16 protein-coding genes are annotated in these 24,136 nt (G+C 51.1%); 2 read left to right on the forward strand and 14 right to left on the reverse strand.

What is annotated here, in order from left to right; all coding sequences use genetic code 11:
- Window positions 1-193: 193 nt before the first annotated feature.
- The 3 genes from JW883_05620 to hisI are packed head-to-tail and all read right to left on the reverse strand — an operon-like array spanning window position 194 to window position 2,605.
- On the reverse strand, window positions 194-1,339 hold the full coding sequence (locus tag JW883_05620; GenBank protein MBN1841744.1) for a pyridoxal phosphate-dependent aminotransferase: 1,146 nt from the start codon (window positions 1,337-1,339) through the stop codon (window positions 194-196).
- Window positions 1,340-1,350: 11 nt separating this feature from the next.
- Complete coding sequence (locus tag JW883_05625; GenBank protein MBN1841745.1) at window positions 1,351-2,226, reverse strand: ATP phosphoribosyltransferase; 876 nt, start codon at window positions 2,224-2,226, stop codon at window positions 1,351-1,353.
- A 4-nt stretch (window positions 2,227-2,230) separates the two neighbouring features.
- On the reverse strand, window positions 2,231-2,605 hold the full coding sequence (hisI, locus tag JW883_05630; protein ID MBN1841746.1) for a phosphoribosyl-AMP cyclohydrolase: 375 nt from the start codon (window positions 2,603-2,605) through the stop codon (window positions 2,231-2,233).
- 179 nt (window positions 2,606-2,784) lie between these two features.
- Here hisI and JW883_05635 point away from each other — a divergent pair, with 179 nt between their 5' ends.
- On the forward strand, window positions 2,785-5,163 hold the full coding sequence (locus JW883_05635) for a PBP1A family penicillin-binding protein (protein MBN1841747.1): 2,379 nt from the start codon (window positions 2,785-2,787) through the stop codon (window positions 5,161-5,163).
- A 7-nt stretch (window positions 5,164-5,170) separates the two neighbouring features.
- On the opposite strand, the gene JW883_05640 is transcribed toward JW883_05635, so the two are convergent.
- From JW883_05640 to JW883_05690, 11 genes are all read right to left on the reverse strand, one after another.
- A complete protein-coding gene (locus JW883_05640) occupies window positions 5,171-5,866 on the reverse strand; it encodes a CBS domain-containing protein (GenBank protein MBN1841748.1) in 696 nt (231 codons plus the stop codon).
- A 399-nt stretch (window positions 5,867-6,265) separates the two neighbouring features.
- Window positions 6,266-8,002, reverse strand: coding sequence for a DNA repair protein RecN (gene recN, locus JW883_05645; protein ID MBN1841749.1), 1,737 nt, complete (start codon window positions 8,000-8,002; stop codon window positions 6,266-6,268).
- A 329-nt stretch (window positions 8,003-8,331) separates the two neighbouring features.
- Window positions 8,332-8,733, reverse strand: a complete 402-nt coding sequence (locus JW883_05650) for a hypothetical protein (protein ID MBN1841750.1) — start codon at window positions 8,731-8,733, stop codon at window positions 8,332-8,334.
- 15 nt (window positions 8,734-8,748) lie between these two features.
- The gene (locus JW883_05655) at window positions 8,749-10,479 is read right to left on the reverse strand and encodes an MtrB/PioB family outer membrane beta-barrel protein (protein ID MBN1841751.1); all 1,731 of its coding nucleotides are present in this window, start codon (window positions 10,477-10,479) and stop codon (window positions 8,749-8,751) included.
- A 21-nt stretch (window positions 10,480-10,500) separates the two neighbouring features.
- Entirely contained in the window at window positions 10,501-11,466 is a 966-nt protein-coding gene (locus JW883_05660; protein MBN1841752.1) for a DmsE family decaheme c-type cytochrome, read from the reverse strand.
- Window positions 11,467-12,035: 569 nt separating this feature from the next.
- Window positions 12,036-12,803 (reverse strand): AAA family ATPase, encoded by a 768-nt coding sequence (locus JW883_05665; protein ID MBN1841753.1) that lies wholly within the window; start codon window positions 12,801-12,803, stop codon window positions 12,036-12,038.
- Entirely contained in the window at window positions 12,800-14,797 is a 1,998-nt protein-coding gene (locus JW883_05670) for a DUF4445 domain-containing protein (GenBank protein MBN1841754.1), read from the reverse strand. The genes JW883_05665 and JW883_05670 overlap by 4 nt, the downstream gene beginning before the upstream one ends.
- 450 nt (window positions 14,798-15,247) lie before the next feature.
- The gene (gene nifJ / locus JW883_05675; protein MBN1841755.1) at window positions 15,248-18,829 is read right to left on the reverse strand and encodes a pyruvate:ferredoxin (flavodoxin) oxidoreductase; all 3,582 of its coding nucleotides are present in this window, start codon (window positions 18,827-18,829) and stop codon (window positions 15,248-15,250) included.
- 134 nt (window positions 18,830-18,963) lie between these two features.
- Window positions 18,964-19,833 (reverse strand): succinate--CoA ligase subunit alpha, encoded by an 870-nt coding sequence (gene sucD, locus JW883_05680; GenBank protein MBN1841756.1) that lies wholly within the window; start codon window positions 19,831-19,833, stop codon window positions 18,964-18,966.
- Between the two features lie 194 nt (window positions 19,834-20,027).
- Window positions 20,028-21,185, reverse strand: a complete 1,158-nt coding sequence (sucC, locus tag JW883_05685; protein MBN1841757.1) for an ADP-forming succinate--CoA ligase subunit beta — start codon at window positions 21,183-21,185, stop codon at window positions 20,028-20,030.
- A 9-nt stretch (window positions 21,186-21,194) separates the two neighbouring features.
- Window positions 21,195-21,662 (reverse strand): hypothetical protein, encoded by a 468-nt coding sequence (locus JW883_05690; protein MBN1841758.1) that lies wholly within the window; start codon window positions 21,660-21,662, stop codon window positions 21,195-21,197.
- A gap of 529 nt (window positions 21,663-22,191) precedes the next feature.
- Between JW883_05690 and JW883_05695 the strand changes: the two genes are divergently transcribed.
- Window positions 22,192-23,838: an ArsB/NhaD family transporter gene (locus JW883_05695; GenBank protein ID MBN1841759.1), complete on the forward strand. Its 1,647-nt coding sequence runs from the start codon at window positions 22,192-22,194 to the stop codon at window positions 23,836-23,838.
- Window positions 23,839-24,136: the final 298 nt, after the last annotated feature.

Genomic DNA, 24,136 nt, shown 5'->3' on the forward strand with positions numbered 1-24,136 from the left:
ATACTTGTTTCGGTATGGCGTTGAAATGCCTAAATTGAACTAAAATGCTAAAATTGATGTATTCCGTCATTTTGGGATTCCGATCCGAAAAGAGGCCTTAACCGTGATTGACCAATTTGCTTTTGGCCGGGTTTTTCAAAACTGACCCGCCAAAGGCGAACCACAATTTTAGGCATTTTTAACTCTAGGCATTTTAGGCATTCATTTCAACCACATACCGCTCAATCCTATCCATACCCTCAGCAATGTTCTCAATGGCATTAGCGTAGGAAAACCGCAGATAACCTTCTGCATTAGCACCGAAATCGATCCCCGGTGTGACTCCGACATGGGCGTTGTCTAGGATATCAAAGGCAAGTTTGTAGGAATCCTCTGAAAACCGTTTGGCATTGGCCAGGACATAAAACGCTCCGGTGGGCTCCACGGTGATGCCGAAACCTATCTCTTTTAGCCGCTTGATCATGAACTTGCGGCGCTCATTGTACGTGGCCCTCATCCGCGCAACGTCTTCGGCAGCCTCATCCAGGGCAGCTATGCCGGCCCATTGGACCATGGCATTTGCTGAAATGAAAAAATTCTGTTGAACCTTCTGGATGGCTCGGATAAATCCCTTTGGCGCTATCATGTAACCCAAACGCCAGCCGGTCATGGCGTAAGCCTTGGAAAAGCCGTTGAGCACAAAGGCCCTGTCCGTGAATTCCAGGATGGAATGCTCCTTACCCTCGTAAACCAGGCCGTGATATATCTCATCAGAGATAATGTAGGGAGAGAGCCCTGCGATGGCCTCCATCCGATCATGGGAGAGCAGGTTTCCCGTGGGATTTGACGGGGAGTTGATAAAGATGGCCTTTGTCCTGGCATCGATCTTTTCCTTGATTACTTCGGGCCTGAACTGGAAAGCGTCATTTTCGTAAACCGGGATGGTTACTGGCTCGCCACCAGCAAAACGAATGAAATTCGGATAGCAGGCATAGTGAGGATCTGAAATGATGACCCTGTCTCCCGGCTCAAGAAGCGCCGCAAAGAGCATGAACATGGCAGGCGATGTCCCTGAAGTGACCACCACCTGGTCAGGTTCAACGATAGCGCCATAGCGCCTGTAATAGTGACGGCAGATGGCCTCACGAAGCTCCACCAAGCCGAGGCTGTGGGTATAGTGGGTGTGGCCGGCCTCAAGTGCGCGAATGGCTGCTTTCTTGATGCATTCAGGGGTGTCGAAGTCCGGTTCTCCCACTTCCATATGGACCACATGGATGCCAGAGCGCTCCATGCTGTGGGCCTTTTCCAGCACGTCCATGACAATAAAAGGAGTGATTTCCCGGGTGCGTTTGGAGATCATGATAAGATTCCTCAAATCACCTTATTCAACGGATACTCGATAATCCCCTCCGCCCCATTTCTTATCAGTTTTGGGATAAGATCCCTCACAACAGAGGATGCCACCACGGTCTCTACCGCAAACCAGTCCGACTGATAAAGAGGAGATACAGTGGGAGCATTAAGGCTGGGAAGCAGCTTAACAACCTGCTCCAGTTTTGCCTTGGGCACATTGGTCTTAAGTCCCACCATCTGTTCGGCGTGCAGGGCGCCCTTGAGAAGAAGGGCGATATGCTCGATCTTTTCTCGCTTTTCTGCGTTGCCCCATGCCGCATGGTTAGCGATGAACTTGGTGTTGGTTTGAAGCAATTCGTGGATGATCTTAAGTCCGTGGGCCTTTATGGTTGAGCCTGTTTCAGTAACTTCTACAATTGCATCGGCCAGGCCTGAGACCACTTTGGCCTCAGTAGCGCCCCAGGAGAACTCCACCCTTACGTCAATGCCTCTATCATGAAAGTACTTTTTCGTGAAATTGACCAATTCAGTGGCGATTTTCTTCCCTGAAAGGTCTTCCAGTTCCTTGATTTCAGAATCATACGGAACGGCCAACACCCAACGGGCCGGCCTCTGGCTGACTTTCGAATAGACCAGATCTTCCACAGTGTGCACATCTGATTCATTCTCGAGTATCCAGTCTATGCCGGTAAGTCCCGCATCCAGTGTGCCGCTCTCCACGTATCGAGACATCTCCTGGGCTCGACAGATGGCGCACTCAATGCTCTCATCGTTGATTTCGGGAAAATAGCTCCGACCATTGATGTTGATCTTCCATCCGGAGTTCTTGAACAGTGCAATCGTGGCATCCTGAAGGCTCCCCTTTGGAATCCCCAGTTTAAGTTTGTCTTTCACTTTTTTATTTGTATACCTCCTTGGGATCAAAAATCTTTTTGCCGGTGATCCGGACCGATCCGTCCTCAACCTTCTTGAAAAAACAGCTCCGATATCCCGTATGACAGGCGGCTCCGCCGATTTGATCCACCTTCAAGAGAACCGTATCATCATCGCAGTCTATGCGAATCTCTTTGACCAACTGGACGTGCCCGGAAGTCTTGCCCTTGACCCAGAGTTCCTGACGGGTCCGGCTCCAATAAGTGGCTATTCCGGTCTTCAGGGTTTCTTGCCACGCCTCCTCATTCATAAAGGCGAGCATGAGGACGTCGCCGGTGTCAAAGTCCTGGACAATAGTGGGAATCAAACCGCCGCATTTTTCAAAATTCAGTGTAATCATGGGACAAGCTTATTAGTCGGAATGCCTCGATTGTGTCAAGCTATTAAATCACCGAGCGATTCTGTTCCGAAATCCAGAAGACACAATCAATCTTGCTTGTCAGCGCCTTTTTTGTTAGAAACCAATTATCATGATTTCGTTACGCTCGCAATGACATCAAGAGGAGAGATCGAACTCCGATGAAACCAACAAAGGCCAAACCAGGCAAAAAGGGAACCCTGCGAAGGTTGCTGTATCTTTTCTACGGAACGGTGCTCTTGGTTTCTGTTTTTGCGGGACTCTTTGCGGGGGCGGCGTATTTCTACTTCACAAGAGATCTTCCTCAGATATCTTCTTTAAAGGATTACCGTCCTCCGATCATTACGACGGTCTACTCGGATGATAATCGGAAAATCGCAGAATTTTATAAAGAACGCAGGATCATAATCCCGCTGTCCAAGATGTCCAAAATGCTTATAGACGCCTTTGTCTCCGCCGAAGACGCACGATTTTATAAGCATGAAGGCATTGACTTTTTCAGTGTGGTTCGGGCATTTCTGAAAAACATCGAAGCAGGCACAATAATTCAGGGGGGAAGCACCATCACCCAGCAGGTGGCAAAATCTTTCTTCCTCTCGACAGAGAAGAGTTACTCCCGCAAGATACGAGAGGCTATCCTTGCCTATCGTATCGATAAGGCCTTCACCAAGGAAGAAATCCTGTTCCTCTATCTGAACCAGATATACCTGGGACATGGCGCCTATGGAGTCGGGGCTGCAGCTGAGAACTACTTCGGAAAGTCGGTGTTTGAACTCAATCTGGCCGAATGTGCTTTGCTCGCCGGTCTTCCCCAAGCCCCCAGTCGTTATTCCCCGTTCATTCATCCTGAACAGGCCAAACAGCGGCAGATTTATGTGTTGAACAGGATGATCACGGAAGGCCACATCACGAATCTTCAGGCCACGGAATCCATTGGCACAAAGCTCGACATCAAGCGGAGACGTAACTGGTACATTGAGGAAGTTCCTTGTTATACGGAATACATTCGGCAGTACGTGGAGGAAAAATACGGGAAGGATGTCCTGTATAAGGAGGGTCTGAAGATCTATGGGGCAGTCAATATCGAGATGCAAAAAGCCGCTCGAACCGCTCTAAACGATGGACTTGGCGCGCTGGATAAAAGGCAGGGATATCGAGGCCCCCTTAAGTACCTCGAACCAGAGGAGATTGAAACCTTTTCTCAGCAGATTCACAGAACCATTGAAAGGGAGCCGCTTGAGCGACACAAAGTCCTTGAGGGAGTCGTATTGGCCGTAAATGATGATGAGGAAATGGCCACTGTTCGAATAGGAAACGAACTGGGGCGACTTCAACTCGATGACATGAAGTGGGCAAGGAAACCTGAACCGGAAGTTCCCTACTATAGCGTGAGCGTGAAGAAGGTCAGTGATGTTCTGAAGGTGGGGGATGTGATCTCAGTGCAAGTGAAGGGCGAGCAAGAGGAGACCGGGTTTTGGGACCTGGCATTAGAACAGACTCCTCGTGCCGAAGCCGCGCTCATTTGCGCAGAGGCGGAAACCGGCTATGTCAAAGCTATGGTCGGGGGACGAGACTTTAGGGTAAGCCAGTTTAACAGGGCAGTCCAGTCCAGGCGTCAACCCGGTTCTGCCTTCAAGCCTATTATCTATGCCGCTGCCCTGGATAAGGGCTACACGCCTGCCACCATGATTATAGACTCAGCGCTTGTGTTTGAAGATACCGAAAGGGAGTTCACGTGGAAGCCGAGGAATTACGGGGAGAAGTTTCACGGTCCCACGCTTTTCCGAACAGCCCTTGCCAAATCTCGAAATGTCGTCACTGTGAAGATACTGAAGGATATCGGAGTCGATTATGTAATTGAGTATGCAAAAAAACTGGGCATCGAGTCGAGCCTGAGTCGCGACCTTTCTATATCCCTTGGGTCTTCCGGCGTATCACTGCTTGAGTTGCTTCGGGCTTACGGTGTTTTCGTCAACCAGGGATATCGCACAAAACCATGTTTTATCACAAAGATACTTGATCGTGATGGAAACGTTCTGGAGGAGAATTATCCTGAGAGCGAAAAGATCATTGATAAGAGCACGGCCTATGTTGTCACGAACCTGCTGCAGGGCGTAGTTCAAAACGGAACGGGTTGGCGCGTAAAAGCCCTTGGTCGTCCCGTTGCCGGGAAGACCGGCACGACCAATAACCTCTATGATGCATGGTTTGTTGGATACACGCCCCGCTACGTCACTGGTGTTTGGGTGGGATTTGATGAAGAAGAATCCCTGGGGACAGGTGAAACGGGTTCCAGGGCTGCGAGCCCAATCTGGCTGGCATTCATGCAGGCCGTCCTGCGAAACAAGCCCGTGAGGGTCTTTCAGGTGCCAGACGGCGTGGTTTTTGCCAAGATAGACGCCGAGACGGGACTTCTAGCCATTCCGGAATCAAAGGAGACCATCTTTGAATGCTTCAAGGAAGGCACGGTTCCCACCGAATACACAAAAAAGCCCGGCGACATCACTGATCCGGGCCAATTTTTTAAGTTTGATATGTGAGAAGCGGTTACGGAATCCTTACTCTTCGTTTTTCAACCTCCTCCATCAAGTCCTTGGACGTATACAGCACGACGAATTTCTCTTCCAGTTCTTTAACCACGGTCCTGAGTCTGTCGTCAGGCAGGGGGCTGCAGCGAATGTACACATTGCGTCGTTCCTCTTCAGCGGTCTCACGCGTGGACAGAATACTCACAATACGCGCGCCGTGAGAACGGATAACATCAGCGACTTCTTTGATTGAACCGGGCTGATCCTCGAGACTGAAAGCAAACTGAATGCCCCCAGTATAAACTCCCGCAATATTGATCAGTACCTTGAAAATATCCGTCTGCGTTATAATTCCCACCAGGACTTCCTTGTCATTGATGACCGGCAGCGAAGAGATCTTATTTTCAAGCATCAGAATTGCAGCAAATTCCACGGTCTCATCAGGCCTTACAAAGACTAGGTTCTTAGTCATTATGTCCTTGATCTTCATGGAAGAAAGCAGGTAGTTCAGTTCGTACACGTCCAATGTCGTTGCCTTGGAGGGCGCCGCATCCTTTAGGTCCCTGTCACTGACAATCCCCACGAGTTTGCCTTTTTTGTCCACCACGGGCAAGCAGCGGATGTTCTTTTCCTTCATGATAATAGACGCCTTCATCATGGAGGTGTCCTCATCAACTGTAGTCAAATCAATTGTCATCCATCCTTTTACCAACATGTAACAAACCTCCTTAAGAGTCAGTTGCTTGAGCAATACAATAACATTCTTTTTTAATAGATAATCTTAGACTTGTCAAGGATCACTCCGCACTGCCACCGCAACGTCAAAGTCGATCGGGTTTTCCCAAATTAGAAGGAGTTGCGACGCCTAAAATTCGTGCTGTTCTCAAGGCGCAAGCCGCAAATCCGAATATCGAAACTCGAAACAATATCTAAATTCGAATATCAAATGACCTAAACATCTCGCGCGTTGCTGCAATATCTATTTGAAAGTTGCATAGGCATCCTTTGTTTTGAATTTCGGATTTGAGTTATTGTTATTTGTTTCGGATTTCGTGCTTCGAGTTTCGAATTTGCAAAAAGTCAATTAAGCAAATAGTCTTGACATTACCGCAAGTTACTTCTTTGAATGACGTGGCTCCGCACGCCTGCCTCCCCGCCCTGCCAGCAGCTCACTGGCATGATCCAGGGCCTTTTTCGTGATTTTTACCCCTGCGAGCATGCGAGCCAGTTCCTTTACCCGCGTCTCGCCATCCAAAGGCGTTATAGTCGTCCGGGTGCGTCCCTTGTAAACCCCCTTTGCAATCTTGAAGTGGTGTTTGCCGAACCGTGCAATCTGGGGCAGGTGTGTAATGCATATAACTTGATGAAAAGAGGCGAGGCGCCTTAGTTTATCGCCCACCATTTCCGCCACACCCCCGCCAATACCTGAATCCACCTCGTCAAAGATGAGAGTCTCCACGGATTCCCTGGTAGCCAGGATGGCCTTTAAGGCAAGAATGATGCGGGAAAGCTCGCCACCCGATGCAATCTGGGCCAGGGGCCTAAGCTCCTCACCCACATTCGGAGCAATGAGAAAACCAACCCGATCTACGCCCGTGGCTTCTATGCCACTGTTTTGCAAAACAAGGTGGGGGTCCGCATGTTCATCAACGGGTACGGCCTTGAACCGCACCTCAAAACGGGTTTTAGCCATTCCGAGGGAACGTACCTCTTCTTGCACTGCCTTTTCAAGGCGAATGGCCGCCTGCCGTCTTTCGGAAGAGAGCTCGCGGCAAAAGGTTGCGAGTTTTTTGTAGACTGCGGCAAGTGTTCTCTCCGTTTCAGCAATCTGTTCGGGCAAAGATGACACACGCTCTAGTTTCTCTTCAACCTCTTTGGCCCTGGCAAGGACAGACTCAAGGGAGCCTCCGTACTTTCGCTTCAGGTTCCGCAGTGTTTCAAGACGCTGTTCCACAGCGTCCAGTCGCTCACTGTCAAAGACAATGCCCTGGAGATAGGCCTGGAGTTCATTGGAAATGTCTTCCAACTCGAAAGATGCCGACTCCACCCTTTGTGCCACCGGAGCCAGGGCCTGATCTATCTGACTGAGTGATTGGAGGTCCCTTCCGATCCTGGTCAGATGTTCAACGACTGCGCCTTCCACGCCGTAAAGAAGGTCCGCGCACCTGCCCACAGTCTCATATAGGCGCTCGGCATGCTTGAGGCGTTCACGTTCGTGCTCAAGTTGCTCGTCTTCCTCGGGGACTATTAGGGCCTGCTGGATCTCGCGACACTGAAACTCAAGAAGCTCGCGATGTTCGGCTTGTTCGTTTGTTTCACGCTTGAGGTTGGCCAACTTCCTGATCAGCGGGAGCATTTGCTGATAGCAACGGGACACCTTGTGACGGAGTTCAGAAACGCCTCCGAACTGATCAAGGACTTGAAGGTGATGTTCCGGTTTCAGTAAACTCTGATGGGCATGTTGGCCGGCTATGCTCGCAAGGTGCTCACTAATGCTGGAAAGGGTCTGGGTGGTGGCCAGCCGGTCATTGATATAGACCTTGTGGCGGCCGCTTTTCTGAATTATGCGACGGACCAAAAGGCCTTCTGAGAGATCAACTTCGAGCTGCCCGGCAATGCTTGTGGCCGGGCTTTCGAGGGGGATGTCAAAGAGGGCTTCAAGTTCGGCGGTCTCTTCAGAGGTGCGTATCAGTTCGGGCGAGGCACGGCTTCCCAGGATAAGGTTTACAGCGTTTATGATGATCGATTTTCCGGCGCCTGTTTCTCCGGTCAATACGCTTAGACCTTCGTCAAAGCTGATCGAAAGGTCGTCAATGATAGCAAAGTTTCTTATGGATAGTTCACGAAGCATGTTGGTTGGTCAGTGGGCATTTGTCATTGGTTTGATGCCGGACACGAGATGCCCGATTCCGGATGCCGGATACATGTAACCGGACCGATAGAAGTTTCTTCTTGTAAGGTGGGAGCATAGAGAAAATGGGGTTGTGTGTCAAGTCTCGGTGAATGGGGTAAAAATAGCTGTCCCCCTTTTGCGAATGGGGGAAACGACTGAAAATCCCCCTTTTGTAAAGGGGACTTAGGGGGATTTTGCAGGGAATAAAAAGAGTGATGGGGTCAGGCTCAAACGAGCAAGACCCCATCATGAGTTCCACCTTCTAACCTGAAATCAGCTTCAAAGGCTTAAAACAAGTAAGACACGCTCAAATCCGTGATGTAAGCCTCTCCGGCGCCATCCTCAAGATAGGGTTGATCATCATCGTAGCGCAGGTAGGTAAAACCGCAACCAACTGAGACGTTATCTGCAACTAGATAATTAGCTGCCACTGAGAGATCCGTCTGCGCAACATCCAGATCGGAATAAGTATGTACTGTGGAAAGGTCATAGTCGTAAGTTGCTGCCATGGCCGCAGGGACAGAGCTGGTGTAGTCGTTCAGTTGATCCATCTCTGCCGTAGAATCCGTATAAGTACCGGTAAAAGAGAGGTTAAGCTTTTCATTCACCACATAGTTAGCTGCCAGAATAAAGGTACTGGTCTCGGTCTCGTAATCTGTCTTTTCACTAAACGACTCAGACTGAGCCACGTTGGTAGCGCCAGCTCACCCATCAAAGACGGGTACGCAGGCAAGGGTCTCCGTCTTTGTCCAGTCATAGACATAGGAAAGATTGAAACTCAACTTAGCCGTGGGAGCATACCACAGGTTTATTGATGGCATATGTGATTCCTGCTGCCAGTCTGATACGTCATCGTTTTCTTTGTCAAGCCAACGATAGTTGGCAGTCAGAGAAAGGTTGGGCTTCACAGACCAGATAAGATCTGCCGTTATCTCATTTACATCGGTGGGCTGGTTGCTCAGGGTAGCAGTTCTGGTGTCTTGCCTGTCCGAATAATAGACAGGAAACGTAGCATTGGCCGGTTCGCAAGCGGCCTTCAAATTATTAAAAGGATTATCAATATCTTGCCACTTGTAACCGATCTTTGCCTTCAATTTTCGGTGAAGGCGACTGCTTACACCTAACTTTACGGTGTTTTTCTCCGTTTTTGTCTCACCCACACCTACCTCATAATTGTCCCTATCAATCTGGTCCCACTCGTAGCCAAACTTGAGGGAGGTCTTTTTGGTCAGGCGGTAGCTGGAATCAAGACCGATGGTGGTTTCGTCCCGGGACATAGCCGATTTCCTGATGAAATCCGGGTCAACACCGGCAGGCCATGTCGTATGATTAACGTCTACATTCACATCATCGTTATCCAGAGACAAATACCTGAATTTCAGGCCAAGGTTCAAGCCTGGGAAGAGGCTGTTATTGGTAAGCCGGGCGGTTATGGTATCTGAATCCATCTCGCGCGAGTCATTTGTCGGCACGTCGGGATAGTTGTTACCATTTTCCACCTTGGAATGGACATAAGATCCAAAAAAGGTGGTGTTTTGGGGAAGCTTGGCCATGACCTTAACCAGGTGGGAGTCTTTCTGGGAATCGGGTACGAGATTGTAGGCAAGGGTTGCGTCATCATATTGCACACGGGGACTGAAATCGGCGCTCGTGACCGGATGTATCGCGTCATCATAAGCGTTCGTAGGCGTAGCCCCGTTTTCCTGGAAGTCCCTGTGAAAATAGCTGTATGCCAGGCTCATACCCCCAAACTTCATACTGGCTCCCATCTTATAATCTTGGGTTTCTTCATTTACTTCCCTTCCGTTGTTTACGACATGACAACCGCCACAGTGGCTTATGGCTAAGGCCTGCCGTTGCCCTTCTCTAGCCTCCCTGCGATAGTTAAAATGTACTTGCCCACCGGGCAGAAAGGGAAGGTTCAGGGTAGTGTCGCTCTTCAGCTCAGAACGCTGGATCATATAATCCTTGCCGACCTGCCAGTCTTTATGGCTTACCTTGGGCCCTCCCGCATGTGCTGAGAGATTTTCCAATGGATCATGGTCCAGCCGGTGCTCAAAGCGGCTATAGCTAAAATCTTCCATGATGATACGGCGCAAATCCGCCTCCAAATCATACATATAATCATTATCCTCGTAGTATGATCCATGCAAATCAAGATAGACGTCTTTGTCCCTGCCGGTGGCGGAAAAATCCGCATGTGCTCCGGCACCGCCGTTTTCCAGGAATTCATATTCACCGACCTTTCCAGCGGAACTGCTATAATCCGTGTAATGGACACCTGGTGCAATCTTAACATTAAACTCGCCTTTTTCGTCTTTTTCATCGCCTTCTGCCCAAGCAATGAAGGTGAAAGCTCCCAGGAACACAAGGGCAGTGAACACGACGCCTATTTTCTTGCCCGTCATAATGACCTCCTTTTTCTCAATTTTCATCTGGATTCCAGGTAGAAAAAATTATCGGGTCAAGGCCTTTCCTTGGCCGGTCACACCTTGTGAAGGTAGATCGGAACCGTGGATCTCGGAATGGCACTGAGTACACTTGGTGGTATAGGCCATCTTCCAAGCTTGATCTCCAGCCGTAATAGATCTGCCATATATATCTGTAACCGTACCGGTATTGCCGGTTTTCCCTGCATGGAAGTGCAACTGATGACACTGCAGGCACAGGAAGGGCTCATTTTGTACGAGCAGGTTATTGGCTACGGTTCCGTGGGCATCGTGGCAGATGGCACAATTTTCTACTACCGGCTCATGTTCAAAGGCAAAAGGCCCCTGCTTGGAGGCGTGACAGTTGAGGCAGAGATCATTCAGTCTTTCCTCGGTTTTGAGGTTTGCCAAAAAGGCGCCGTGAGGCTGATGACAGTCAGTGCATACCATCTTTCCCTCCCTGATCGGATGGTGGGAAGGATAGAGGGTCTTTGTCCGGATGTCCTGATGACAATCATTACAGAGCTTGGGCTCAGACTGGGCCAAAAGCCTTTTGGCACCCGAGTGGGCCCGGTGGCAGTCGACACATGAAATATCATTGATGGAATGTTCACTTCCCTGCCAATCCATGAGAGTTCCCGAGGTGTGGCACTTCAAACAGATTGCCGAAGCTTCGCCCTTGGATATGTCTTTGAAACTTATGATGCTTGCCGGGTCTTCGTCTTGGGCGTGAATACTTCCCAGACCATGGCACGATTCGCACCCTTTACTCAGACCAACTACTTCAAAGTCGGCGATCCGGCCATGAATGGTTTTCTTAAATCCTTCAACTACCTCTTCATGACAATCAAGGCAGCTCTCATCTCCTACGTAACTGGCTCCTGGAGTGGTGGGAATCACCGCCCCCTTTCCGAGAGTCCCTTCATGAACACAGCTTCCACAGGCTAATATGAATAACCCTGCAAAAACCCCTGCCGCAAGCTTCTCTTTCATCTCGTTGTCCTCCTTTTCTTGCCGTTACGTGTCCATTGTGCGTGCAATTCCTGCCGTGAAGACCGAACCCGCTTTGATGAAAGGGCCTTAAGGTTTTCATCTTGATGGCCACTTTCGCCCTTTGGTCACCTCGATTGTGTCGGCTGCATCAATCATGCCGAAATTGACATATGCAGTATTTTCTCAGAGAAATTGGGTTGGCTCACGGTGGATTAACGCCCATATATTGCCTGGTTGGCACTTTCCTGCCATATGTCATTGATTCCCGTTCGGTTGGCAGGATAATGGTAGACGAAAGCCCCATATACGAAATATACATAGACGTCAAGTTTTTTTTGGGGTTTTCACTCAAAGGGAAGATAGTCCTTGAAGGTATGATTAGGCCTTGATCCAAACCTGTTTGGCAACCGCGTGGGAAGAGGTGACTATATGAAACAGGGGATCACAACAGGAAGATCTTTAGGATGCAAAGTGAATTTTGGATGGAAGTTTTTCCACATAGTCATTTTTTTGACAGCCGATCACCCAAAATATTGACACAAAGAGACCTTCAGCGCTCATCGAACTACTCAAAGAGGTTTTTCAAACAGATCAAAAATAGTGCCCTCAAAGATCTCGTTTAGCGCCTGAACCGACCTGGCATCATCAGGCAGTTGCGCGGTGGGCCGTCCCTGGGTATCGTAGTGGGAGATTAAATCGTCTTCGGGCACGCAGCCTGCCAAATTCAAGCCCGCCGCATCGGCCGCATCCTTGATGGCAGGCGGCAACTCGCCGTTCACCCGGTTTATGATCAGGCACTCTTTCTTGAATTCCAGCTTAAGTTCCCTGGCAAGATCGCGAATCCGCTTGGCTGCCAGTATTCCTCGCTGGCTTGGGTCAGATGCGATGATCAAGATATCAGCGCGACGGGCCATTAAGCGACTGATATGCTCCATGCCCGCCTCATTGTCCATAACCACAACGCGGTAATTGCTGCAGAGCCTGTCTATATACCGGGAAAGGAGGGTGTTGGCGTGACAATAACAACCCGGGCCTTCGGGACGACCCATAACGATCAGGTCATACCCATCGCTTTCCACCAGGGCCTCTTCAAGCTTATATTCCATGTAGATATCCCTGGTCATACCGGTTGGCACATCGTCTTTAAGGCCCTCCCTGGCCTCACCAACGGTAGTCTCTACTTCCACGCCAAGGACCTCATTCAAATTTGCATTCGCATCCGCATCCACGGCCAGGATCGGCTTGATACCCCTTTTCAGGAGAAACTTAATGAGAAGACCTGCAATGGTGGTCTTGCCGGTGCCGCCCTTGCCGGCCATGGCAATGGTCATCGTCACGATGCCTTCCTTTCACTGCTGACCATTTGAAGGCTCGCCTCAAGATACTCGCTCACATTGGGAAAAAGGCTGGCCTCTGTGTGGGGAAGGAACAGGGCTCCCATATACTTGTCCATGAAGAAGGCGTTATCGCTCAGTTCTATATTAGTCATCATCCCGGCAATCCGCTCGGCCTCCGGCAACATAGCTTTGCAAAGGCAAACCAGGCGCGCCCCCAGCAGGGAGCCGTTTCCGATAAAATGGAACTTCTCAACAGGTATATCCGGAAACAGTCCTATCAGTTTTCCCTTTTCAAGGTTGATATATCTGCCAAAAGCGCCCGCAATAATCACCCGGTCAACGTCCTGAAAAGAGAGGTCCAGACTCTCGAGCAGGGTCAGACATCCGGCAAAAAGCGCTCCTTTGGCACGCATCAGATTTTCGATATCGACCTCGGTGATGACGATATCATGCCCCGTGGCAGAGTCTTTGGCCCATGCGAGCACGTATTCGTGTCCAAATCGTCCCGGGCGAATACGCTCAGAGGCAAGGTCGCGAATAAACTTGCCCCGGCGGTCGATCACGTATGCGCTCAGCAGATCAGAAAGGATGCTGATAAGGCCGGACCCGCAAATGCCTCGGGGCCCTTTTCTGCCGATTGTGACAATCATGGGTTCCAGGGTCACGGGATTGATATTGAATCCCTCGATCGCTCCCTGATCTGCCCGCATGCCATGTTTGATGCCACCCCCTTCAAAGGCAGGGCCCATGGAACAGGCTGCGCAGGCCAGCCAATCCCGGTTTCCCAAAACGATCTCGCCGTTTGTCCCGATATCCATATAGAGTGTCAGTTCCTCTTTTTGAAAGACACCGGAACCGAGTATGCCGGAGACAATGTCGCCGCCGACATAACTTGCCACCGAAGGAAAGGTGTAAACCTGCACACAATCAGGCAGAAGGTCAATGCCAATGTCTCGTGCCCACACGACCGGAACAGAACTTGCCACCGGAACATAAGGCGCTTCCCTGATATAGCGCGTCTCTATGCCAAGGAGCAGGTGCATCATCGTGGTGTTGCCGGCGGCAGCAATGCATGAGACGCTCTTTTCTGAGCTGTCGGTTTCTTCTAACAGCTCATCAATTACCTGATTAATGGAAGACACAACAAGAGACTGCAGCTTTTTTCGCCCTTCGGGTTGTTGGGCATACACGATCCGTGTGATGACGTCGTCGCCGTATTTGACCTGCCCGTTGTATTCGGCCCGTTCTGCCATGATCCTTCCGTTCTTAAGATCTATCAGCTCGGCGCAGATTGTCGTGGTTCCGATATCCAACCCAATGGCAAGATTCTCATCAGATGCATCACCGCCCTGGATGCGCACCAGGTTGAACGTTGAGGTTTTGTCTCCTGGGGAAAGGAGATTGTTTGCAGCAGGCGCTGCCATCAAAGTAGCTGTGACATGCCAATCACTGGCCCGCAGGATCTCAGGCATGGTTTTAAGGCACCTAATATCAGCCGACACCTTTTCAATTTGATGTTGCTGTCTCAGTCCCGCGGAAAACCGCGACAGGTCACTTGCGTTATCCTGTAACGTGGGTGGTGCAAGCCGGGTGGGCACCTTAATGGCTATCGGGTCAAGCTGCCACCCTTCAGCCAGGAGCTTTGTGTCGAGGGCAGAGATCTTACGTTCCCCTTTGGCTATGTCAAGTTTCTGGGTAACAAGCCGGCGCAAGCCCCTTGATTCATCAGGAATCCAGACCGTGCAATCTGAAAGAACAGACGTTCTACAGGCCTGGCGCCACCCCTGCTCATATTTTTTCTCGCTAATATTCTCTGTCTTTTCGCTATCAACCTCGCCTTCTTCAATCACCACGCGGCACTTGCCGCAAACACCCTGGCCGCCGCACGAGGCATTGATATGAACGCCTGCCGCAAGGGCAGCGTCCAGGAGGTTGCTCCCCTTGGGAACGGTGACTGAAACATTGTCTGGTTTAAAGGTGATGATGTGTTTCATGGTTTAGGAAAAGTGCCTAAAGTGAACTAAAGTGAGCTAAAGTGCCTAAAGTTGTTTGTATCCGTTCACGGAGTATTGGAGTGTTGGAGTACTGGAGTATTGGAACAAAACCAGGCTCCCAGACGAAGTCCGATTTGGGGAAACATCATGGCTATTCGACCGGAAAACAGACAGATCATGATAATTTTTCTGTTTCATGGAGCTTCCCAGGCCCATTACTCCATCACTCCATCACTCCAGTACTCCAATGCTACTGCATCCGGTATCAGGCATCCGGTATCACGTCATTGACCAATGACAAGTGATCAATGACTAATGACTAACTGAACAGGCCGCTCGGGTCATCCGCCCAAGCGGCCTGTCTGGTCAGATCAGATTTTGAACCCTTGAGCCCGCCAGAAATACGGCGGACCTGCGGCCTTGACCTTTCAGCTTTCCGGCTTCCACCTTTCAGCTTTGAGCCTTCAGCTCGCCAATAGGACGGCGGGCCTTCGGTTTTGAGCTTTCACTTTCTTCCTGCCCGGCCATCTGTTTGTAAGCCTGATATCTTTCTCTCATCTCCTTTTCCGCCTGCTGGAAAAGCACTTTTGCGTTTTCCGGAAATGTTCTTGTCAGGCTGGAATAGCGCACCTCGCCCATGAGAAATTCCTGAAAATCACGTTTTGGCTCTTTGGAATCAAGGATAAAGGGATTCTCCCCGGCCTCTTTGCGTCTGGGATCATATCGATAAAGGGTCCAGTAGCCAGCCTCCACGGCCCGCTTTTCCTCGTGTTGACTCCGGCCCATGTTGATGCCGTGGTTGATACAGGGCGCGTAGGCAATGAGCAGAGAGGGCCCCTGGTATGTTTCGGCCTCAACAAGCGCCTTCATAAATTGATTCTTGCTGGCGCCCATGGCAACAGATGCCACATACACATAACCGTAAGTCATGGCCATTCTGCCCAGGTCTTTCTTACGCGTTGGTTTGCCTCCTGCCGCAAACTTTGCCACCGCTCCCGTGGGTGTTGCTTTTGAAGACTGACCGCCGGTATTGGAATAGACCTCGGTATCGAGGACCAGAATATTGACGTCATGGCCCATAGCGATCACATGATCCAAGCCGCCGTAGCCGATGTCATAGGCCCAGCCATCGCCGCCAAAGGCCCAGATCGATTTTTTGACCAGGTAATCGCTTCGGTCAAGGATGTCGCAAAGCAAGGCATTGGCCGAACCGTCACTATCGATCATCTCAAACTCGATGAGCTCTTCTATCTTGCGGCCATACTCCCTGGATTTGTCGCCGTCATACATATTTTCCAGCCACAATTGAAACGCCTCCTTGAGCTCTTTTGAGATGTCGGCGTCCAAGGCTTCGCGAACAAGATCTGCCAGCTTTTCTCGTCTCTGCGTTACACCCAGCTCCATTCCCAGGCCGTACTCCGCGTTGTCCTCGAAGAGGGAATTGGCCCAGGCAGGACCATGGCTGTCCTCGTTGACAGTATAGGGACAACTGGGCGCAGATCCGCCGTAGATGGAGGAACAACCCGTGGCATTGGCGATCATCATGCGATCACCGAAAAGCTGGGTGATGACCTTGATGTAAGGCGTCTCGCCACAGCCGGGGCACGCTCCGGAGAACTCAAAAAGTGGTTGCCGGAACTGGCTCCCCTTAACCGAAGTAGCAGGCATCAGGTCGTCCATGATCGGTAGCTCAGTTGAGAACTTGTGATTCGGAACCTGTTTTTCTGTTTGCGTGCCCAGAGGCCGCATGACCAGGGCCTTTTTCTTGGCGGGACAGATATCAGCGCAGTTTCCGCAACCCGTGCAATCGAGAGGGCTGACCTGGACACGAAACCGCAATCCCGTCAACTCTTTTCCCATAGCCTTTAAAGTGACAAAACTTTTTGGTCCTTTCTTGAGATCCTCTTCCCGTGCCAGGACCGGCCGGATAACGGCATGGGGACACACAAAAGCGCACTGGTTGCACTGTATGCAGTTCTCCGGAATCCATTCCGGCACATTGATGGCAACCCCCCGTTTTTCGTACCTGGTGGTGGCTGTGGGGAAGATGCCGTCCGGGCTGAATGCGCTCACAGGAAGTTTGTCCCCCTGTTGGGCCAGCATGGGCCGCATGACCTCGCTCACAAACTCAGGCTCGTCCTCTTTCAGGTAGGCCTCGTGGCCTGCAGTGGCCCACGACTTCGGCACCTTGATCTTTTTCAGGGCGCCTACGGCCTTGTCCACGGCCTGAATGTTCATCTGGACAATTTTCTCGCCTTTTTTCCCGTAGGTCTTCTTAATCGCATCTTTGATGTATTTAAACGCCTCCTGGGCAGGAATCACTTTTGCGATATGAAAAAACGCCGCCTGCATGACCATGTTTATGCGTCCGCCCAGACCCACTTGAGAGGCTATTTTGACGGCGTCGATATTGTAAAAGCTCAATTTTTTCTGGGCGATTGTTCTCTTCATATGATCGGGAATATTGGTCCCCATTTCTTTGACGCTCCACGGGGAGTTGAGCAGAAATGAGCCCTCCTGCCTGATGCCTTCCAGGATCTCGTACTGGGCAACAAATGCCGGATTATGACAGGCAATGAAGTCCGACTGGGTCAACAGGTAGGGGGACTGGATCCTGTGAGGCGAGAACCTGAGATGGGATATGGTGATCCCCCCTGATTTCTTGGCGTCATAGGAAAAATAGGCCTGGGCGTACATGTCGGTATTCTCACCGATGATCTTGATGGCGTTCTTGTTGGCCCCGACCGTGCCGTCGGCTCCGAGCCCCCAGAACTTGCATCGGACCGTCCCTTCAGCCGTGGGGTGGATCTCATCGCCAATCTCCAGAGAGGTGTGCGACACATCGTCCACAATACCGACCGTGAAGTGGTTTTTGGGACTTGACGCGCGGAGATTGTCAAACACGGCTTTGACCATAGTGGGGGTAAACTCCTTGCTCCCCAGGCCATACCTGCCGCCCACAATGACCGGAGTCTCTCCCTTTTCCTGAAACAGCGTGCATATATCCTGATAGAGGGGTTCCCCCACCGCCCCCGGCGCCTTGGTCCTGTCCAGAACCGCTATTCTTCTGCCTGTGACAGGAAGGGCCCTGAGGAAGTGTTCCCTTGAAAATGGAAGGTATAGACGCACCTTGATGAGCCCGACTCGCTGGCCCAGTCCGTTAAGGTAATTGACCGTCTCTTCGATCACATCACAACTGGATGCCATGGATACGATAATTCTGTCCGCTTCAGGGTCTCCCACGTAATCAAACAGATTGTACGTTCGACCCACCAGGGCGCTTACCTTTTGCATCTCTTCGGCGACGATATGGGGGATCTTTTCGTAGAACGGATTGGATCCTTCCTTGTTCTGGAAGTATATATCAGGGTTCTGGGCCGTTCCCCTTAGTTGAGGGTATTCAGGGTTCATACAGCGGCTTCTGAACTCGTCGATTGCCTCCCAGTCCACAAGGGCCGCCATGTCATCATAATCAATGAAGGCTATCTTCTGGATCTCGTTAGACGTCCTGAATCCGTCGAAAAAGTGAATAAACGGTAGGCTCGCCCGGATACTGGCAAGATGGGCCACAAGGGCGAGATCCATGTTTTCTTGAACCGATGCCGAGGCAAGCAGAGAAAAGCCGGTTTGTTTCACCGCATTGATGTCTGAATGGTCTCCAAAAATAGACAGGGCATGGCCTGCAATGGCACGGGCTGAGACATGAAATACAACCGGCATGATTTCACCCGCAATTTTGTACATGTTCGGAATCATAAGGAGCAGGCCCTGTGACGCGGTAAAGGTTGTGGACAATGTCCCAGCGGAGAGGGCGCCATGGACCGCGCCCGCCGCGCCCGCCTCGGACTGCATTTCCATTACTTTCAAGACCTGGCCAAAGATGTTTTTCCGACCATGGGCGGCCCATTGATCACAATACTCTCCCATACTGCTTGAAGGCGTGATGGGATAGATGGCTGCCACGTCACTCATGGCATAGGCTACATGGGCTGCAGCTTCATTTCCTTCAACGGTCTTGGTAGTCGAACTCATTTTCTTTCCCCCTTTATGTGGTATCCGGCATCCAGCGCCTAGCATCAGGCATCGGGTGTCATGCATCCGGTATCTAAACATAATCAATAAACTATATCGTCTCAGAAAGTCAACTATTTAAGTGTGCTTCCCCATCACCGAAACACCTCCCTCGCTTCCTTGCCCAGCTCTCCCAGGTGTTCTACTACGTGAATGCCGGCTTTTAGCATAGCGGCGATTTTCTCAGCCGCCGTTTCCCCGCTGGCCGATATGATGGCTCCGGCGTGTCCCATACGCTTTCCAGGCGTGGCAGTGAGGCCCGCAACAAATCCCATCACGGGCTTTTTGAAATGATCCCTGATGTATTCGGCAGCAGCCTCCTCGTCATTTCCCCCGATCTCTCCGATAAGCACCACGCCTTCGGTCTCAGGGTCTTTGTTAAAGAGCTTCAAGATGTCTACAAAGGAAGAACCGATGATCGGATCGCCCCCGATCCCGAGACAGGTGCTCTGGCCCAGGCCGCTTTGGGTGAGTTGGTGCACCACCTCATAGGTGAGCGTGCCGCTTCTTGATACTACACCTATAGAACCCTCTTTGTGGATATGGCCGGGCATGATACCCGCTTTGCAGAGACCCGGAGAAATCACGCCGGGACAATTTGGACCGATTAGGCGGCAGTTGCGGCGTCTCAAAAATCTAAGAACCTTAAACATGTCATGCACGGGAATCCCCTCGGTAATACAAATGGCCAGAGGAAGCCCTGCTGCTGCAGATTCCATGATGGCGTCAGCCGCAAAAGGAGGAGGCACAAAGATAAGGCTGGCATTGGCCCCGGTGTTTTCAACTGCATCACGAATGGTATTAAAGACAGGGATACCGTCCAGTTTCTGGCCCCCCTTGCCAGGCGTGACTCCTCCCACAACGTTAGTCCAGTAGGCCACACACTGCCGGGCATGGAAACTCCCCTCCCTGCCGGTGATCCCCTGAACCAGAAGGCGGGTTTCTTTGTCGATTAGTATGCTCATATGAACAACTTCGTTGTGAGCTCGCTTCGGTTAAGGCTTTAGGACCGCTTCGCTTGAGGTTTGAGGCACAACGAAAAAGGCCTCCGACCTCAAGTCCACCGGAGGTGGACGGTCCTCCAACGTCTATCGGCGCGGCCTGCACCTCGGGGAAACGTAGCTCACAACCCTCTAAACTATTCTTACGTTTTTACCCGCTATGCAATCTTCCTCACCTTCTCCGCCGCATCAGCCATACTGTGGGCTACGATGAAATCGAGATCGGATTGGGCCAGGATACGGCGGCCTTCCTCCACGTTGGTGCCGTCCAGACGGACCACCACAGGCACCTTGATCGCTACCTTTTTGGCCCCATCCACCACTCCCCTGGCCAGTACGTCGCATCGCAGGATACCACCAAAGATGTTGATCAGAATCCCCCGCACATTCTTGTCGGCAAGGATGATTTCAAAGCCTTTGGTGACCATTTCCGTGGTGGCTCCGCCGCCCACGTCCAAAAAATTGGCCGGTCTGGCCCCAGCCTGCTTTATTAAGTCCATGGTGGCCATGGCGAGGCCGGCGCCGTTGACCATGATCCCGATGTCTCCCTCAAGGTGGATATAGTTCAGACGGTGTCGTGAGGCTTCAAGCTCCAGTGGGTCCAGCTCGTAAGGATCATCCAGTTCCAACAGGTCCTTGTGGCGGTAAAGGGCATTGTCGTCGAACTCGATCTTGGCATCCAGGGCAAGAAGGTGATTGTCATCTGTCAGGACCAAGGGGTTGATTTCTGCCAGCATGCAATCCAAGGAGTCAAAAAGCCTGTAAAGTTGCGTGAAGATCCCCGTGCCGACCCGTATAAGGGCGGGGTCTATTCCCATGCCGAACACGAGATTGCGTGCCTGAAAGGCCGGAAGCCCGAGGCCCACATTGATCCACTCCCTCATAATCCGTTCAGGAGAGCTTTCAGCCAGCTCCTCAATCCCCATGCCGCCCTCGGAGCTGGCGATCAAGACCGGGCGTTGTCTGGCGCGATCAATAGTTGTTCCAACGTAAAACTCCTGCTTTATGGCAAGACCCTCTTCCACCAGGACCTTTCTGACCCGTTTTCCCCTGGGGCCTGTCTGGGGCGTTACCAGGGTCATATTCAGAATCTCCCGGGCAGCCTCGGCCACGGCTTTCACTGTTTCTACTACGCGGACACCACCGCCTTTACCGCGGCCTCCGGCATGGATCTGGGCCTTAACGACCCAGCGAGACCCGCCGATCTGTTCGGCGATTTTCCTCGCCTCTTCAGCATCACGGGCCACTGAGCCTCGCGGAACAGGGATTCCGAATTTCGACAAGATTTGCTTTGCCTGGTATTCGTGGATTTTCATGGTTGAGTCCTACATATTGACCGGGCGCTCCTCTATCTTGCCCATTGGTTTTCCGTTCAAATCGTCAATGGCCGCCCCGAGAGCCTTCATAACCTCAAACTTGTCTGCGCCTCGTACTTTCAAACTCTGGTGATTGGGCAGTCGGAAAAAGAAAAGCCTTTTCATCCTTCTGATACCACCCAGGTACGTGCGGATCTTCCATTGTGAGTGGACAGGCAAGGTGTTGTTCCTGAAGACCGACAAAAAACCGTAATGGATTTTCAGGCCATCCTGGCTTACGGTCACCGCGCTGAAGCCCCAAAGGGGACCGTTGAAAAACCACAAGGCGATCAATCCCCAGGCGACCACAAGGATCACCTGGGTGAAGTTCTGTTTCCGAATAGTACGGACCAGCAGCCACACAATGATCGCCACAATAATCCCCATGATGACATTTTGCACCATCACGGAGCGTATAAAAAAAGTTTCAGCCTCCATTTATCAACTATTTTTGTACTGTACTGCTGTCAGTCTGACCTAAACCCTCTTCCCTGTCGGCGTAACCGCTAAGCAACTCTTTCCGCTCATCCCCCCTTTGAAAAAGGGGGGAACGGCAGTTAGTCTCCTGAGTGAGCGCTTATGGTCCCCGTGGGGGATAGGCCAAGGTGATGGAGCAGAAGGCCCCAGGTTCGGACTGGTATCACCGGCCGGAATTCCTGTCAAACAAAAAACAGGCTCAAAAAAATGCCGGTTTAGTACAAGGACTTTTGGCGATTCCATCAAAAACAGATTGACGATTTAGAGCTTTTGTGATATCTGACGTCGACAATTTTGGTTGATATATAGGTTTAGAAACCAATTTATGATTCCCGGTATGCCCTTGAGATGAGGCATTACTGCGGAACCAGAAGCGAGGAGGAAATTCATGCGGGTACATAAAACACCATTAATTCTAGCAGTGACGATTGCACTGTCATTTCTCTGCCCCTTTGCCTTTGCCGGTCATGGGGGAGGCAGCGCCCACAAGATGGTCCATATTGAAGGTGGAGACTATGTGACCATCTCGGGAACCATCATCGATTCCCACAAAGAACCGGTGGGAGAAGCAGTGATCACAGTGGATATGGAAGGCCATCCGGTGGCCCATGTTGAAACAGCACATAACGGCCATTACCTCGCCGAGTTCATGGTCGAGGCAGGCGCTATGGAGACTGCCCGCTTTGACATGAAGGTTAGAAAAACCAGCTTTGGGACCAAGACCATACACTTTCCGGGAACAGAGTTTGCTCAAAAAGGAAAGCACTTTTATGTTGCCGAGGAGGTTTCCCTGGACCGTGTCCTGGGTCCGGCGTTCTGGATCTCCACCGTTGTTTTTATCCTTGCCTATGTCCTGATCGCCTTTGAGCTCCTGCACCGTACCATTGCTGCCATGCTGGGAGCTGCGCTCATGATGTGCATTTCATACACAATCGGTACGGTGGCTCCCGAGTGGCGCATCTTTTCCTTTGAGCGCGCCATCGCTGCCCTTGACATGAACGTGGTCTTTCTTTTGATGGGAATGATGATCATCGTGGGGGTTTTGAAAAATACCGGTGTCTTTCAATGGTGCGCCTATATCTCTTACAAGGTGGCCAAAGGCAAGGTCTTTGTATTGACGGTCATTTTGATGATCTTTACGGCGGTTTCTTCGGCGTTTCTGGATAATGTTACCACCATGCTGCTTCTTACGGGTGTTGCCATCGAGATATCCATTTCATGCAATCTCAATCCACTCTATTTGCTGATCCCGTTGGTCCTTTCCTCTAACGTCGGTGGTACGGCGACTCTCATAGGGGATCCGCCCAATATCATGATCGGCTCCTATGCGGGCCTTAGCTTCATGGACTTTGTGATAGCGCTCGCCCTGATATGCGTGGCCTCCATGATTGCCATGTTCGTTTACACGAAAGTGGTCTGGGGCAAGGCTTATGCGACGTCCCAGGCATCGGTTGCCAATGTTGAAGAATTTACTGCCGAGCTAAAGGAAAAATACAAGATCTATGACCCCACATTGCTCACCTACGGATTGATTATTCTCGGTTTTACAGTCTTCCTCTTCCTTTCTCATGGTTACTGGCACATGGAGGTGAGTGTTGCGGCCCTTATAGGCGCGAGCGTCCTGTTCACGGTGGGCGTTGTCACCGGAAAGGTGGATTTGCTCCACTTGATCGAAAAAGATATTGAGTGGCCAACGCTCATGTTCTTTATCTTCCTATTTGTCCTGGTAGGCGCGGTGGAAGAAGCAGGGCTCCTTGCGGTTATTGCGGACTGGATACTTAATGTTTCAGGCGGAAACTATCTCATGTCCATGACTTTGATCCTGTGGGTGGCTGCCATTATGTCCGCCTTTGTGGACAACATCCCGTTTACGGCCACCATGCTCCCCATTGTGGCCTATCTCACCAAGGTTATTCCGGGCGCTGAGAACACCCTGTGGTGGGCCCTGGCCCTGGGGGCGTGTTTCGGCGGCAACGGAACCATTATCGGCGCTTCGGCAAACGTGGTCACAATGGGTATTGCCGAGTCCAAGGGATACAAGATATCCTTTGGCGGATTCATGAAGACAGCATTTCCGTACATGATCATAAGCATTATCATCTGCCAGGTGTGGCTCATGCTATTTAAGCCGGCGTAGAAACAGGCAACTAAAGCCGTAACACACGAAAAGCCCGACCTCTTTATGAGATCGGGCTTTTTTGATGCTGAAGAACTCTTGCGGTAACCGTTCACGGTTACAAATAAATGAACATCGAACATCGAACGTCCAATCGCTCGACCTTGAGGCTCTCGACAGGCATCGAATGTTGAATGGGAAAACACGTGGCGCAAGCGCCTGCGTTGCGCGGAGGAAACAGAAGAATTAATTAAGATTTTCGTTACGAGTATCAAAACGGCCGTTCGACAGGCCGTTCGACAGGCTCACGGTCCCGAGC

The sequence above is a fragment of the Deltaproteobacteria bacterium genome (genome assembly GCA_016930875.1).
Taxonomy (GTDB): domain Bacteria; phylum Desulfobacterota; class Desulfobacteria; order Desulfobacterales.

Bases quoted from the DNA above. Each gene is read 5' to 3' on its own strand.
- JW883_05620 (MBN1841744.1), bottom strand. From the start codon at position 1,339: ATGATCTCCAAACGCACCCGGGAAATCACTCCTTTTATTGTCATGGAC.
- hisI (MBN1841746.1), bottom strand. From the start codon at position 2,605: ATGATTACACTGAATTTTGAAAAATGCGGCGGTTTGATTCCCACTATT.
- JW883_05635 (MBN1841747.1), top strand. From the start codon at position 2,785: ATGAAACCAACAAAGGCCAAACCAGGCAAAAAGGGAACCCTGCGAAGG.
- JW883_05640 (MBN1841748.1), bottom strand. From the start codon at position 5,866: ATGTTGGTAAAAGGATGGATGACAATTGATTTGACTACAGTTGATGAG.
- recN (MBN1841749.1), bottom strand. From the start codon at position 8,002: ATGCTTCGTGAACTATCCATAAGAAACTTTGCTATCATTGACGACCTT.
- JW883_05655 (MBN1841751.1), bottom strand. From the start codon at position 10,479: ATGAAAATTGAGAAAAAGGAGGTCATTATGACGGGCAAGAAAATAGGC.
- JW883_05660 (MBN1841752.1), bottom strand. From the start codon at position 11,466: ATGAAAGAGAAGCTTGCGGCAGGGGTTTTTGCAGGGTTATTCATATTA.
- JW883_05670 (MBN1841754.1), bottom strand. From the start codon at position 14,797: ATGAAACACATCATCACCTTTAAACCAGACAATGTTTCAGTCACCGTT.
- nifJ (MBN1841755.1), bottom strand. From the start codon at position 18,829: ATGAGTTCGACTACCAAGACCGTTGAAGGAAATGAAGCTGCAGCCCAT.
- sucD (MBN1841756.1), bottom strand. From the start codon at position 19,833: ATGAGCATACTAATCGACAAAGAAACCCGCCTTCTGGTTCAGGGGATC.
- sucC (MBN1841757.1), bottom strand. From the start codon at position 21,185: ATGAAAATCCACGAATACCAGGCAAAGCAAATCTTGTCGAAATTCGGA.
- JW883_05690 (MBN1841758.1), bottom strand. From the start codon at position 21,662: ATGGAGGCTGAAACTTTTTTTATACGCTCCGTGATGGTGCAAAATGTC.
- JW883_05695 (MBN1841759.1), top strand. From the start codon at position 22,192: ATGGTCCATATTGAAGGTGGAGACTATGTGACCATCTCGGGAACCATC.